At 67.1% G+C, this 13,955-nt stretch carries 11 protein-coding genes and 1 pseudogene; 11 read left to right on the top strand and 1 reads right to left on the bottom strand.

What is annotated here, in order from left to right:
* Window positions 1–97: 97 nt before the first annotated feature.
* The 11 genes and pseudogenes from I0C86_RS45015 (at window position 98) to I0C86_RS13245 (ending at window position 12,740) form a co-directional block, all read left to right on the top strand.
* On the top strand, window positions 98–586 hold the full coding sequence (locus I0C86_RS45015) for an acyl carrier protein (protein WP_323373617.1): 489 nt from the start codon (window positions 98–100) through the stop codon (window positions 584–586).
* On the top strand, window positions 586–1,707 hold the full coding sequence (locus tag I0C86_RS13285; RefSeq protein ID WP_196201550.1) for an SDR family oxidoreductase: 1,122 nt from the start codon (window positions 586–588) through the stop codon (window positions 1,705–1,707). The genes I0C86_RS45015 and I0C86_RS13285 overlap by 1 nt, the downstream gene beginning before the upstream one ends.
* On the top strand, window positions 1,704–2,561 hold the full coding sequence (locus I0C86_RS13280) for a hypothetical protein (protein WP_196201549.1): 858 nt from the start codon (window positions 1,704–1,706) through the stop codon (window positions 2,559–2,561). Before I0C86_RS13285 ends, I0C86_RS13280 begins: the two co-directional genes overlap by 4 nt.
* Before the next feature lie 45 nt (window positions 2,562–2,606).
* On the top strand, window positions 2,607–5,336 hold the full coding sequence (locus I0C86_RS13275; protein WP_196201548.1) for a phosphoenolpyruvate synthase: 2,730 nt from the start codon (window positions 2,607–2,609) through the stop codon (window positions 5,334–5,336).
* Between the two features lie 32 nt (window positions 5,337–5,368).
* Complete coding sequence (locus I0C86_RS13270; protein WP_196201547.1) at window positions 5,369–7,069, top strand: AMP-binding protein; 1,701 nt, start codon at window positions 5,369–5,371, stop codon at window positions 7,067–7,069.
* Window positions 7,066–8,775: a nucleotidyltransferase domain-containing protein gene (locus I0C86_RS13265; protein WP_196201546.1), complete on the top strand. Its 1,710-nt coding sequence runs from the start codon at window positions 7,066–7,068 to the stop codon at window positions 8,773–8,775. The genes I0C86_RS13270 and I0C86_RS13265 overlap by 4 nt, the downstream gene beginning before the upstream one ends.
* Window positions 8,759–9,439 carry a dTMP kinase gene (locus tag I0C86_RS13260; protein ID WP_196201545.1) on the top strand — a complete coding sequence of 227 codons (681 nt, stop codon included), beginning with the start codon at window positions 8,759–8,761 and terminating at the stop codon, window positions 9,437–9,439. Before I0C86_RS13265 ends, I0C86_RS13260 begins: the two co-directional genes overlap by 17 nt.
* Window positions 9,426–10,685 carry a cytochrome P450 gene (locus I0C86_RS13255; RefSeq protein ID WP_196201544.1) on the top strand — a complete coding sequence of 420 codons (1,260 nt, stop codon included), beginning with the start codon at window positions 9,426–9,428 and terminating at the stop codon, window positions 10,683–10,685. The genes I0C86_RS13260 and I0C86_RS13255 overlap by 14 nt, the downstream gene beginning before the upstream one ends.
* 9 nt (window positions 10,686–10,694) lie before the next feature.
* Complete coding sequence (locus I0C86_RS13250) at window positions 10,695–11,237, top strand: hypothetical protein (protein WP_196201543.1); 543 nt, start codon at window positions 10,695–10,697, stop codon at window positions 11,235–11,237.
* A 26-nt stretch (window positions 11,238–11,263) separates the two neighbouring features.
* A pseudogene (locus I0C86_RS45725) lies at window positions 11,264–11,478 on the top strand (transposase); the annotation flags it as partial.
* A 119-nt stretch (window positions 11,479–11,597) separates the two neighbouring features.
* Window positions 11,598–12,740 (top strand): lytic polysaccharide monooxygenase, encoded by a 1,143-nt coding sequence (locus tag I0C86_RS13245; RefSeq protein ID WP_196201542.1) that lies wholly within the window; start codon window positions 11,598–11,600, stop codon window positions 12,738–12,740.
* A gap of 85 nt (window positions 12,741–12,825) precedes the next feature.
* On the opposite strand, the gene I0C86_RS13240 is transcribed toward I0C86_RS13245, so the two are convergent.
* The gene (locus I0C86_RS13240; protein ID WP_196201541.1) at window positions 12,826–13,767 is read right to left on the bottom strand and encodes a DUF2726 domain-containing protein; all 942 of its coding nucleotides are present in this window, start codon (window positions 13,765–13,767) and stop codon (window positions 12,826–12,828) included.
* Window positions 13,768–13,955: the final 188 nt, after the last annotated feature.

Genomic DNA, 13,955 nt, shown 5'->3' with positions numbered 1-13,955 from the left:
GGGGCTACGGCGTGGCAAGCCGTTGGCAAGCCACTTCCATGATCCGTCCACCACACTAGCGGAGAACGGTACGGGTAGGGAGAGACGATGAAGAGGCATGCAATGTCGGTCCTGTCAGCCCGACTCGCCACGCCGCCATGTTGGCTATTTCCTGCGCCGATGTAGGCCAGCGCGGCATGCGAGTGGAACCGGTGGTGGCGGGACGCAGATTGTCAAGTCAGCCCTGAATGGAACTGGCGGCGCCAAAGCGTACCAAGACGTAGCTGCTGTGGCAGCACATTCGGCTTGCCAACGCAAGGGAGAGCATCCGCAGATGACAACCGTGCCACTCTCATCAGGACCATTGCGGGAGGCGATACACGACATCGTCGCCCTGATGGCGCCGACCGGCGGAGCATCGGTTTACGACGACGCCCGACTGGTCTTCGATCTCGGGTTCGACTCACTGCGCCTGATCGAGCTTGCCGTGGTGGTCGAGCAGCGGTTCGCCCTGCCGCCGATCAATCTCGACCATGCGCTGGCCGTCACGACCGTGCGCGACCTGGTGGCCCTTGTCGCCGCGCAGACTGGCGAGGGAGGTACCTGATGACGCTCACGGTACTCGTAACTGGTGCGTCGGGCCTCGTCGGATCCGAGGTCGTGGCACGGTTGAGCGGGGCGGGCCACACCGTGTTCGCACTGATGCACGCGAACTCCGAGGTGGTCCGGAACAACGGGCGGCGGCTGAAGACACTCGACTGGCGGGAAGCAGCACCCCGTGGTTCGGTCGTGCGCGTCAACGGCGACATCACCAAACCGCGGCTCGGCCTCTCCGATCACCAGTACGACGCTCTCCGCACCGTGGACCGGGTGGTGCACGTCGCCGCGGTCACCACGTTCGGTCTGCCCGCGGACACATATGAACGGATCAACATCGCCGGCACCGAACAGGTCCTGGAGTTTGCGAGCAGGACGACCAGCTCACCGATTCCGCTCGTCCACGTAAGCACTGCGTATGTTTGCGGCGAGCGCATCGGCGTGGTGGGTGAGGACGAACTGGACGCCGGTCAACGCTTCGGCACAGCGTACGAGCGCAGCAAATTTGTCGCCGAGCAGTCCGTCCACCGCGCCGCCGGCAATGGCCTCCCGGTCGTCGTGGTACGACCGAGTATCGTCGTCGGCACCGAGCGCAATGGCGTCATCCGTGACTTCAAGAACATCTATGTGGTGCTCAAGGCGTTTACCGAAGGGCGCGTGCGTTCCGTGGCCGGAAACTACGACGCCACGTTGGACCTGGTACCGGTCGACTATGTGGCCGAGTTGATCAGCCAGGCAGTCGTCCGTTTCGAGGACGCCGTCGGGCGCACTTTTCATGCGGTGGGGGCGCAAGAGCACAACTTGCTGGACTTCAGCAACGTCCTGGCCGAGTATCCTTCCTTTCACGTGCCCCGTTTCGTCTCGCCGGCCAGCTTCTCGACCGCGCGGATGCCACTCGGCGAACGTGCCTACTACGAGCGGGTCGTCGCCCTTTACGAGAGCTACTTCCGCCGCTCCGTAACCTTCGACGCCACCGCAGCCAAGGTGTTCATGCCACGCAGACCAACCGTCCGTGGCCTGCCCTTCCTGCGCAGACTGCTCAACCACGGCTTGCGCACCGGTTACCTGGGCGCACCGCAACAGAGCATCGACTCCGTTCTGGGCCTGCTCGACGCACGCGAGGCCCGATGATCCGCTACCTGTTGCGTCGGTTTCCGCCACACACCGTCGGCCTTGCCACCGTTCTGACGTTCGCCAGCCTGCAGTCGCTCTACCTACGGGCGGTGCCCAGCCCCGAGCTTGACCTACTGGCGGTGGCAGCGACAACTGCCACATTCGTCCTGTTGTTCGTCCAGTTGCGACTCGTCGACGACATCGACGACTTCCACCGCGACGCTGCGACCGATCGTTCGCCGGCCGCCGGGAGAAGGAGCCACCTCCAGGCCGGACTGGTCGCCACCATCGGTCTCACGGTCCTACTCACGATGCGGCATTGGCCGGCCCTCCTGACGGCGCTCGCCGCCACCGCGGCGATGCTGCTCGCCCCCCGGGTTGTCAACCATCCGAGACTGCCGGGTCACCGGATCCTGTTGCCGATCGTGTACGAGGGTGCCCCGCTGCTGATCATGGTCTACGCCTACGCCGGCTGGCGCACGTACGCGGACTCGGCTGCGTCCCCGGTCCTGGTGTTCGGTGTCACCGGGCTGTACTGGACCGCGTACGAATTCTGGAAGTTCTCGCGCAAGCTCGACGATGCCGGGTACCGCCCCTACGGCCTGGGGCCACGGGGCCGGCTCGTGGCGCTGGCAGTTCTGCTCGCCGTCGCGGAATGCTGCGTCGCGCTGATCTACGCCAGCCATTCGCTACCGCCGATCGTTGTCGGATACGCCGCCGCGGTGCCGCTGGGGTTCGGGGCGTGGATCGCGGCGTGGATCGGCACGGCACGGTCGGGCAGTCGCCCAGGAAGTCGACCTCGCCCAGCCTGGGCTGGCCTGAGCTTTGCGTTCGTGCTGCAGGTCGGCCTGCTCGCGACCGCGGGTGCATGACCGCCGGCCCGCCCGTCAGCTTCCATCCCAGAAAGCGAGTCGTGCATGAGTGTGTTGACCCTACGCAGCGACGTTCCCGAAATGGCTGCTCTGGCCGGTGGAAAGGGCCAGTCGCTGCGTCTGCTCGCAGAGGCCGGCTTCGCCGTACCACCGTGGGCGGTCATCGGCCTCGACGTCTTTGACGAGCATCTGCGGGAGACCGGTCTGGATGTCCGGATCACAACAGCACTACAGCGCGTCGGCGCCGGCGACACGGGCGAGGCCGAGGCAGTCGCCGACACGATCCGCGGATGGATCGCCGCCAGCGAGCTGACGTCCGCAACCCGCCTCGCCATCCGGGACGCGTACCGGGAGGTGGGCGAGGGCGCGGTCGCGGTCCGCTCGTCCGGCGCCGACGAGGACGGGCCGAAGCATTCGTTCGCCGGACAGTTCACCACCGTTCTCAACGTCACCAGCCTGGCCCAGGTCATCGACGCCGTACGGGAATGCTGGGCGTCGGCCTTCTCGGCCCGCTCGCTGCACTACCGGCTCGGGCACGGCCTTCCGCCCACCAGCGCCAGGGTGGCGGTGATCCTGCAGACCATGGTGGTGGCGGACAAGAGCGGGGTGCTGTTCACCGCCAATCCGATGACCGGGACACGTGGCGAACGTGTCATCAGCGCCGTCTTCGGCCTCGGCGAAGGACTGGTGTCCGGCGCGGTCGACGCCGACACGGTCGTGCTCGACGCGACGAACACCGTGCTGGACACGGTGGTCGGCGACAAGCAGGAGCGGTTCGACGCTGACCCGGCGGCCGCCGGCTGCCGGGTGACAGAGACCGCCCAGGGTCATCTGGAGGTCGCGCTGTCCGATGCGGAAATCAGCGCACTCGGCGACCTCGCTGGCCGGGTAGAACACCTCTGCCGCGCGCCGCAGGACGTGGAGTGGGCCATCGACAACGCCGGCACGTTGTGGGTGCTCCAGTCGCGGCCGATCACCACCCTGCCGGACGAACCGGCGGGTGAGCTCGGCGACCCGCGGCGGCCTGACTCCGAGCTGCGCATCTGGGACAACTCCAACATCATCGAGAGCTTCCGGGATATCACCTCACCGCTGACCTACAGCTTTGCGCGCCGCGTCTACCAGGAGGTGTACGCCGAGTACGCGCGTACCCTGAAGGTCCCGGCGGAGCAGCAGCAACAGATGCAGAGTTGGCTTCCGCACCTGCTGGGATACTTCCACGGGCACGTGTACTACAACCTGCTGAACTGGTACCGGCTGGTCCGGCTGTCACCGCTGTACGGGATCGGAAAGCAGAGTCTGGAAATCTCACTCGGCGTCGAGGAGAGCCTGGACGCCGAACTGGCCGAGCAGCAGCACCCTTACACCTGCTCCTCACGCGGACAGGCCGTGCGGGTGACGATACGCACCCGGATCGCCTATTTCTGGCAGTTCCTGCGTGTGGAGCGGACGGTGAAGAACTTCCTGCGCTACTTCAACCGCAGGCAGCCGGCGTTCGACGGTATCGAGTACCACCTGCTCCCGGCCGATCAGGTCTTCCAGCGCTACCAGACCCTCGAGCGGACCCTGGTTGCCAAATGGGGCAGGGTCGCGATCCTCGACTCGGTCATCGGCATCTCGTTCGGCGTACTGAACGTGCTGACCAAGCGTTGGCTGCCGGACGCACCGGCCTGGTTCGGCTGGGCAGTCAGCAGCCCAGGGACCGCCATCGAGTCGATTGAGCCGGCACACCGCATCGTGCAGTTGGCGCGGCAGGTCCTCGAAGACCCCGCGATGGAGTCCGTAGTCCGGGACACCGAGCCGACCGAGGTCTACGAGGCGCTGGCGGCGAAGGGGTACCGACAGTTCCTCGACGAGGTCGACGCCTACATCAGCACCTACGGGTACCGCAGCCTCGACGAGCTCAAGCTCGAGGTGCCCGATCTGCGCGAAGACCCGGCGGCGTTCTTCGTGCTCCTACGCAACGCGCTGGCGGAAAACGCGGTGCACCGCGACGGCGGCCACGACGCCGACGAATACCTGCACCAGAACCTGTCATGGCCGCGCCGATGGGTGTACGAACGGATCCGCGGCAAGGTGCGCCGCTCGCTCGCAGCCCGGGAGAACCTGCGGTTCTGCCGGACCCGCGCCTTCGGCACCGCGAAGAAGATGATGCGCGCCATCGGTACGGACCTGGCCCGAAGCGGTGCGCTCAACAGCCCCACGGACGTCTATTACCTCAGCATCGACGAGATCCGCGGCTGCTTCGAAGCCACAGTCATCGACCCCGACCTGAAATCCCTGGTCACCGCTCGCCGGGCCCAGGAGACGGCGAACCGCGAGATGACAGCGCCATCCAGGTTCACCACGCGGGGCGCGGTCCACTGGCTGGCAAATCTCGACGACGCGGGTTGGCGCGGCCTTGGCAAGGGCACTCGGGACTCGGCCGCTCCACAGACGCTGAGCGGCATCGCGGCGAGTCCCGGCACGGCCCGCGCGCGGGCGCTGGTGGTGGACGCTCCCGGGGACGTCAACGGGGACATTCTCGTCACCTATCGCACCGACCCGGGCTGGGTCGCGGCGTTGCCCTCCGCGGCTGGGTTGCTCATCGAGCGGGGCAGCCCGCTCACGCACGTCGCCATCGTGGCCCGCGAACTCGGCGTACCCACCGTCGTGCAGATCAAGCAGTTGACCCACCACGTCGAGACCGGGATGCACCTCTACATGGACGGTGGCACCGGGCAGATCCAGATCCTGCCCGACGAGGTGGCATCCACCGATCATCCATCCACTTGACACCGTCTTCCCGGCGTACCGATTGGAACGCGATGAAGTCTGATCTCACCCGATGGATCGACATGCCCAGTACTGACCACGGCGTTCACCTCGCCGGTGACGCCGGTGACTGGAAGTTCTCCGGCTACGAGCGGATCGCCGCGAATGCCCGGGGTGTGGCAAACCAGTTGGTGCGGCGGGGCATTGTGGCCGACGACGTGGTCTGCCTGATCCTGCCGACAGACCATGCGAGCCTGGCGACCTTCTTCGGAGTCTGGGCCGCCGGAGCGGTCGTCTGCCCGATCCCACCGCCCGCGGTCCAGCCGCGCCGCGAATACGTGGCCCACGTCGCTGCCATCCTGCGCCAGGCGCGCCCGAGTGCGGTGTTGGCACCCGAACTGCTGCACGACGTGACAGCGGCGGCGATGGTCGAAGCGGGCATGGCGGGCGTGCCGTGGGCTCCCACGCCACACGGTGATGTGGCCGTTCAACGACCTGGCGAATTCGCGCTGCTGCAATTCACCTCGGGCTCGACGGGCAGTCCGCGCGGCATTCGGGTGTCGTGGCGGAATCTCGACGCCAACGTGCATGCCATTCGCACGTGGTTGGGCTGGGACGACCACGAGGGCACCGCGTCGTGGCTCCCCTTCTATCACGACATGGGCCTGATCGGATGCATGCTCAGCACGGTCGCCGCACAGACCGATCTCTGGCTGATGCGGCCCGACCAGTTCGTTCGCGATCCGCGCCGCTGGCTCGAGGCACTGAACGCGGGCAGGGCGGTGAGAACCTCTGCTCCCCCGTTCGGCTATGCGTACGCGGCCAAGCGCCTGGCCGGGCTGACACTCGACGGGCTCGATCTGTCCGGGGTGAAGAGCGCGGTCACCGGCGCGGAACTGCTCGACGCCGCAGCCCTGGAGACGTTCGCGCGGCTCCTGGCGGACCGTGGGTTCGACCGGCGTGCCTTTGCGCCGGCCTACGGGCTCGCCGAAGCGACGCTCTTCGTCGCCGGAGCCCACGACGGGCGGGAACCGCTCATCGTGCGTCCCGGGTGGGACTCCCTCGAGTTCGGCCGGCCGGTCACCGTCGTCGGGACCGCGCGGCTGGGAGACGACACCAGCGACGCGGCGGCCGGCTGGCTGGTCAGCTCCGGTCGTGCGGCGGCCGGCGCCTCGGTCACCATCGTCGACGAGGACGGCAAGGAGTTGCCCGACGGATACCTGGGCGAGGTCGCGGTCGGAGGCGTCTCGATCGCCAGCGGCTACGCCGACGACCGGGACGAGACGTCGACACGTTTCGTCGACGGTGCAGTCAGAACCGGTGACGCGGGCCTTCTCTTTGACGGTGAGCTGTTCGTCCTCGGCCGGATGGGTGAAAGCCTGAAAGTCCGTGGCCGCGCCGTCTACGTGGAAGGGCTCGAGGCACAACTCACCGTAGCTGCCGGGCTGCCACGCGGACGGTGCGCGGCGGTCAGTACCTCGGACGACCGCGGCAACGGAATCGCGCTGCTGGTCGAGACGCGCGGCGGCGAGTGGGTGCCACAGGCGGCGGACGCGCTTCGCCGCGAGCTGGGCGAGGACGTGGCCATCACGATAATCGCCGGGCCGAGCGGTCTGCTCAAGCGGACGTCGAGCGGAAAGATCCGAAGGCGGTACATGTGGCATCAACTGCACTCAGGCGCCTACGCCGACCTCGTCGTCTACCGGAGCTCTACGCCAGAACCAGCTGAGGCAATGAGATTGGAGTCGACGTGATTCTCGACGAACAGTACCTGCAATGGCTGCTGGACCAGACCCTCGCCGTGGTGGATGTGCCCTCCGGAGCCGGGGTCGTGCTCGAGGGTTCCATCGCCGAAGGGTTCGGCAATGCCTCCTCTGACATCGACCTGCTGCTCCTGTACGACGACGAACACGAGTACCCGACGATGCCGTCGATCCTGTTCGTCGATGGACGGCGGGTCGAGGTGCGGACCCGGTCACTACGCCAGGCACGCGAGCAGGCCGAGTTGGTGACGCGGTTGGCCAGCAGAGGCGGGGCCGGGCTTCCCCGCATACCGGTGGATCTTCTTAACCGATGCCAACGCCTGAGCCGCTCGTTCCCGTTGCGTGGGCACGACGTCGTCGACCGTGCCCATCGCGCGCTGCCCGCCGACCAGCTTCCTGGAATCGTCGCACCATGGTTCGCCCATCACGCACGCCAGGCGATGCGTCAGGTGGTTGCTCTCGACGCGATGCGGCAGACCGTCGAAGCGGCCGCCTGGACCCGGATCGCGTTGACCCAGGCGGCCAAGGCGTGGGTTGCGGCCCACGGCGAAACCTACGTCGAATCGAAGTGGCTCTCGCAGCAGTTCGACCGGATCGGCGAGGATTCCGCCGAGTTTGCCGAGCGGTACTGGTCGTTGACCCGGAAGGGGACCGACGACGGCACGATGCGGCCCGGGACGACACAGCAGTCCGCCAGGGTCATGGCCGCCGCGGAGCTGGTCGATGACTTCGGCGTCGCCGGCTGCACCGCCGATTCGGGCATGATCGATGTGATCGGGACTCCCGCGGTCACCACCTGGGCGATCGGCACCCAACTGCACGTCATTCGCGACCGGCGGGACGTCTTCGTGCTCAGCCCGCAGGCCGCCGCGGTATGGCGCTCAGTCGTCGCGCCAATGCCCCTCAACGACCTGCTCAGGTGCGGCGGATCTGATCCAGCCGTGGTCGGGGCAATCGTCGCCGAGTTCTACCGGATCGGCCTGCTGCGGCTGCGGTGGCGTAATGGCGCCGCGATCACCATCGCCCAACCGTACGGGGCCGAGCAACCCTCCACACCGATACCGAGCACGTCCCTACCGATTCTGGGAATACACGGCGCGGTACGTCCGGACGATGATCCTCCGATCGTCGCGCTCCTACCGCTTCCGGCGCAACGGTTCGCTGCCGCCGGGATGGCGCACGTCTGGTCCAACATCATGGTGGACAACGCCCGTGAAGATCTCACCGGGGCGCAGGCCAACCAGCAGTGGCGGGTGGCCGAAACGGCAGGGCGGCGGATGCTCATCAGCGCCTGCCGCGCTCTGCTCAGCGCCTACGGGGTAAGCCCACTGCCACCGGACAGTGGGCTGATCCCGAGGCTGGGCCAGCTCCGGGTGATCCCGGACGAGCTGGCCAAGGCCGCCGACGCCATCGACGACAGCATAACGTCGGCGGACTCGCCGGCATCCGTCGCGGCGGTTGCCAACTCGCTCGACGAGTTCATCCGCCGAGTTCGAGAGGGTACCGGCGCGAGCCTGTTTCCGGCGTCGTTCACGTCCGCTGACGCGTGGGACCGCACGATCCAGATCGGCCACGACTGGATCCGCGTCGGTGCCTATCTCGACTCCGACTTCCCCATCGAGGAGGCCCGGGACGTGTTCACGACCGGCGGCGTGCAGCCCCACCTCTCCGGAGCGACCGATGTTCATCGCGCTTGAGGGCATCGACGGCGCCGGCAAGACGACGACTGCGGAACGACTGATCGACCTGCTGCAAACCGGTGGCGTGTCTGTCCGCTTCGTCAGGCACGGCGGGGTCCACAACGCCGACCCCTACCTCGCGAACTACCTCAGGAGCATTCGGGAACTGCAGATGCAGTCGTTGCAAGGTCCCTACCGGACGCTCGGCGACACCCATTGGGCTCTGATCCGGGCCAGCTACTACGCGCTGGTCGACCACTGCGTCGTCGGTCCGACCCTGCGCGCCGGTGACGTCGTCGTCGCCGACGGCTGGTTCTACAAGTTCATCGCCAAACTTACTTCCAACGGGGCCTCACTGAACGATACCGAAAGCTACTTCACCGGAGTCCGCGTTCCGGACAGAGTCTTCCTGCTAGACGTTCCCGCGTCACTCGCCGCACGTCGGAAGCCCGAGTTCGACCCCAGTGAGCTTGGCGAGCACCGTAACCACCCGAACGGCCACGTGGCGGCTTTCACCTCCTTCCAGTCGTTGGTCCGGAAGCAGTTGCTGCGCATGTCACAACGTCACGACTGGGAGGTGTTCGACGGCAGCGCCGGCACGACGAACGATCTTGCCGAGAAGATTTGCGCCCGCCTCGGCCTACCCGCAACCAAGAGGAGGATTGTCGATGCCGACAGTTGACCTTTCGGATTTTTCCTTCTGGACCCGCTCGATACCCGCGAGGGAGGCCGCCTTCGCCGAGCTGCGCGGGCTCGAACGGCCCCCGTTCTTCCACGAGACCGAACTGGCCGACGTCGGGTTTCCCGCCGGTTCCGGGTACTACGCGCTCGTGCGCCACGCCGACGTGGTGGAGGTGAGCCGTCGGCCACGTGACTTCTGTTCGGGCAAGGGCGCCACGAGCATCATCGACCTGCCACCCGAGATGAACGAGTTCTTTGGCTCCATGATCAGCATGGACGATCCGAAGCACGCACGACTGCGGCGCATCGTCGCCCGGCAGTTCAGCCGTGAAGCGGTCAACGGCTGGCGGGGCACAATCGAGAACACCGCCCGGCGCATCGTCGACGAACTCAGCGCGCACGGGCCCGGCGACTTCGTCGAGCGGGTCGCGACAAGAATGCCGATCATCGTGATATGTGACCTGCTTGGCATCCCCGAGGAGGACTACGACTTCATCTGTAGCCGCTCGAATATCCTCGTGGGGGCATTTGATCCCGACTACGTGCCGGACCTGGCCAACTCCGCCGCCGCACTGCTGACCGCCGGCGGCGAACTGGCCGACTATGTCAACCGACTCGCCGAGGTGCGTGCGACCGAACCGGCCGACGACATCATCACACGGCTCGTGCACGCCAACGTCGACGGCGAGCGGCTGACCTCCCAGGAACTCGCCTCCTTCTTCATCCTGCTGGTTGTGGCAGGCAACGAAACCACCCGCAATGCGATCAGCTACGGCCTCGAACTGCTAACCCGGCACCCAGCGGAGAAGCAGCTCTGGTGTTCAGACTTCGAGGCGTACGCGACAAGTGCGGTCGAGGAGATCGTTCGACTGTCCTCCCCGATTCTGTACATGCGGCGCACCGCGACCCGCGACACCGAACTCAACGGGCAACGATTCCGGGAAGGAGACAAGTTCCTCCTCTTCTACTGGTCCGCCAACCGCGACGAACGAATCTTCGAGGATCCGCATGCGTTCCGTATCACCCGTTCCCCGAACCCACACATCGGATACGGTGCGCCCGGCCCCCATCTTTGCCTCGGTGCTCACCTGGCCCGCTTGGAGATCACTGCGATTTTCCGTCAACTGCTGGCCCGGATCCCCGACATCACCGCCGAGGGCGAACCAAGTCGGCTCGTGTCGAACTTCATCGGCGGCACCAAGTCGCTCAAGTGCTCGTTCAGCACGCGCTCGGAGGAACAGAGCTAAGGTGCCCGGATGCCCCCCACAGTTCGGCACAATCGTCTCGTTCTCGTCAATGGTGAGGAGGGCGCCGGCAAGTCAACCATCGTTCGTGCGCTGCTGCCCCACACCCCCAACGGTGCCCGAATCGACGCTGAGGACCTCGGGCAGACCAACCCGTGCCTGATGGACGACGAGTTTTTCAACCTGCTTCGCCGCAACGTCGCCGGCCTGGTGGAGAACTTCTGGACCGCTGGCTACGCCAACGTCATCGCCGGCAGCTTTCTGCGCGACTACCCCGATTACCTGGCCTTCCGCGAGCTGCTACGCCTGCCCTGTGCGGTGTTCCTGGTTGAGCTCGTGGTCGACAAGGACGTGCGCGACGGCCGGCGGGTCACCCGAGCGAAGCTGACGACGCAGGAGTGGCGGGACATGGTCGACCTGATTCCGGAAGATCTGACCATCCGACAGGCCGCCGATCCTGACTACCGGTACGTCGGCCTTGATACGACTGGTTTGGACGTCCCTGAGACCGTGCGGCGGATCAAGGACGCCATCCCGGAGATCTATGCCCGTTAACAAGGCAGCGCGGTACTGATCTGCCGCCGTGGCGGGACGTGCCTGCGGAGTATGCGCCGTGGCAGACGTCGTACCGGCTGTTCGGAAGCGGCAGCGGAACGGGACGTGGCAGCGGCTGGCTCGCCGGGGCGGTGGCCCGCAGAAGGAGCCGCCGGGCGGGGTCCACACCGAACCGGACGACCACGCGTTGGCTCGGTGGTCTGGGCACTTACTTTGTTTGCCTTCCCAACTATTGACAAGCACCATCCAACGGTGTGAATCTCTGTCCAGGGACACCGCCGCCGGAGCCGGGTGGTCGGTGCGGGAGCGCCGGGCAGCCTCCCGCGTACTCGCTCGTGCAATCGACGTCTGGGGATCCCCATGTCATCTCTCGCTCACCATTCCAACCCAGCCCGGCACCGCGCGCCGACGGTCCTGCGGATCCTCGCCATCGCGGTGGCCGGGGCCGTCGCGCTCGCCGTTGCCCTGGTGGTCACGCAGGACACCGCGGGTGCCCACGGCTCGACGATCAATCCGGCATCACGCAACTACGGATGCTGGAAGCGGTGGGGCAACGACTTCCAGAACCCGAACATGGCGACGCAGGACCCGATGTGCTGGCAGGCGTGGCAGGCCGACCCGAACGCGATGTGGAACTGGAACGGCCTGTTCCGGGAGGGGGTGGCCGGCGACCACCAGGGACACGTTCCGAGCGGACAACTGTGCAGCGCCGGGCAGACCGGCGGTGTCCGGTACGCCGCACTGGACAATCCCGGCAACTGGCAGGCCACGAACGTGAGCAACAACTTCAACGTCACCGTCCACGACCAGGCCCTGCACGGCGCGGACTACTTCCTGATCTACGTCAGCCGGCAGGGATTCAACCCGCTCACCCAACGGCTGGGCTGGAGCAACCTCGAACTGGTCAAGGAGACCGGCCGGTACGCACCGGGCGCGGGCACCCGGGAGACCGGCGACCCGGTACTGAACGGCGTATCCAACACGATCGCCGTCAGCGCACCGGGACGTACCGGACGACACATCGTCTACGTGATCTGGAAGGCCAGCCACTCCGACCAGAACTACTACTGGTGCAGTGACGTGAACTTCCCGGGCGGAGGCAGCAACCCGACGCCGACCGCCACCCCGACGCGTACGCCGACCGCCACGCCGACGGCGACGCCGACCCGTACCCCGGTGCCGACGACTCCTGCCGGTGGGGCGCGGAGCTGCTCGGCGACGTACGCCGTCACCGGCACCTGGGCCGGCGGCTTCCAGGCCGAGGTACGCGTCGCCGCCGGTAGCTCGGCGATCAGCGGCTGGACGGTGAGCTGGACCTTTGCCAACGGCCAGACGGTCAGCTCGACCTGGGGCGCGAACATCACGTCCAGCGGATCGGGCGTCACCGCCCGGAACGTCGACTACAACGGCAGTCTCGGTGCCGGCGGCAGCACCACGTTCGGGTTCGTCGGATCGCAAACCGGCAGTAATGCCGCGCCGACCGTGAGCTGCGCCGCCGTCTGACCCGCTCGGCGGAGGTCAGACACCTGGGGCCGGGTCCGTGTCCACGCGGGCCCGGCTCCAGGCTGTCCGAGAACCGGGGCGATCCTCAGCCGAACGAGACGTGGTCGAACGCGTACGGGTTCTCCAGCTCGTTCCGGCGCCGCCGGAGCACGTCGAGTTCTCCGGTCAGCCGATCCCGGTCGACGAGCGGCGCGTCGACACCGTCCCGCTGCCGGAGCCGCTCCCCCACCGCCAGGGTCGCGAGATCCTCGGCCAGCCGAGCGGGCTCGATGCCGCAGGTGAACCGGTGCTGCCAGATCCGCACCCGCTCGAACAGGTACGCCCCGGGCCGCACCTGGAGCCACGCCCAGCCCTCGGCCGGGCCGTCCTTCCAGTCCAGTTGCAGGCTGCGCAGGATCGGGTCGACCAGTTCCCGATTCACGTACGCGTCCACCGCCGCCGCCCGGGCCACCGCGCCGAGATCGTTGACGTGGCCGTCACGCCCATCCGGCAGCCGCCCGACGATGTCCCGGTAACTTCTCGGCCCGCTCGGCGACAACTCGGCGAACTCGGCCGGGTCGCCGATCGCCTCCAGGAAGGCACGCGCGTCGACGACGTACTCGACGATCCGCCGGCCGTGCGTCTCCGGCCGCAGCGTCGAGGACTCGATCCGGAACAGCTCCAGCCCGACCGCCTCGCACACGGCATGCTTCATCCGGTCGCCGCGCTGTGCCTGCACCGTCTGGTCGTCGGGGTCGACGAACTCGACGGCGTAGGACGCCGCCCGGCCACCGGGGTCCGACACCAGGAAATCGAAGCTGCTTCGGCTGGCCGAGTTCCACTGGTTGGCGGTGATTCCCTCGGGACGGCGCGGAATGACCTGGCCGAGCCGTTGGTTCGGCCGGGCGACCCGACCGGCCCGTTCGATGATCCCGCCGACGAGCGTCGCCGCACCGTTGTTCGTCGCGCCACGGTCCACCGCACCCTGCTGATCGGGAAGTCGGATGGGTCGCGCCGACGTACTCCCGTCGTTACCGGTCTTTGCCATCTGTCCCTTGGTCCGTCACGTCCAGCCGCTCGCCGCCCTCCACCGCCAGTCGGGCGGAGAGCCTTCACAATGCTAGGAACCGCCGGAAGGTGCCGCGCCGCCGGTCCGGGTGTCGAGTATGAACGACTCCGGGCCCGGCGACGCCCCTGGGAAGAAACCCAGAGGCGGTCCAGGGCGGCCGGTGGGCA

Origin of the sequence: Plantactinospora alkalitolerans, from assembly GCF_015690345.1 — a bacterium.
In the GTDB taxonomy this organism is placed as follows: Bacteria; Actinomycetota; Actinomycetes; order Mycobacteriales; family Micromonosporaceae; genus Plantactinospora; species Plantactinospora alkalitolerans.
The sequence above is the reverse complement of the archived record's forward strand: the minus strand, read 5'-3'. Positions and strand labels throughout refer to the sequence as shown.

Bases quoted from the DNA above. Each gene is read 5' to 3' on its own strand.
- I0C86_RS13240 (WP_196201541.1), bottom strand. From the start codon at position 13,767: ATGGCAAAGACCGGTAACGACGGGAGTACGTCGGCGCGACCCATCCGA.
- I0C86_RS13285 (WP_196201550.1), top strand. From the start codon at position 586: ATGACGCTCACGGTACTCGTAACTGGTGCGTCGGGCCTCGTCGGATCC.
- I0C86_RS45015 (WP_323373617.1), top strand. From the start codon at position 98: ATGCAATGTCGGTCCTGTCAGCCCGACTCGCCACGCCGCCATGTTGGC.
- I0C86_RS13250 (WP_196201543.1), top strand. From the start codon at position 10,695: ATGCCCCCCACAGTTCGGCACAATCGTCTCGTTCTCGTCAATGGTGAG.
- I0C86_RS13260 (WP_196201545.1), top strand. From the start codon at position 8,759: ATGTTCATCGCGCTTGAGGGCATCGACGGCGCCGGCAAGACGACGACT.
- I0C86_RS13245 (WP_196201542.1), top strand. From the start codon at position 11,598: ATGTCATCTCTCGCTCACCATTCCAACCCAGCCCGGCACCGCGCGCCG.
- I0C86_RS13275 (WP_196201548.1), top strand. From the start codon at position 2,607: ATGAGTGTGTTGACCCTACGCAGCGACGTTCCCGAAATGGCTGCTCTG.
- I0C86_RS13255 (WP_196201544.1), top strand. From the start codon at position 9,426: ATGCCGACAGTTGACCTTTCGGATTTTTCCTTCTGGACCCGCTCGATA.
- I0C86_RS13270 (WP_196201547.1), top strand. From the start codon at position 5,369: ATGAAGTCTGATCTCACCCGATGGATCGACATGCCCAGTACTGACCAC.
- I0C86_RS13280 (WP_196201549.1), top strand. From the start codon at position 1,704: ATGATCCGCTACCTGTTGCGTCGGTTTCCGCCACACACCGTCGGCCTT.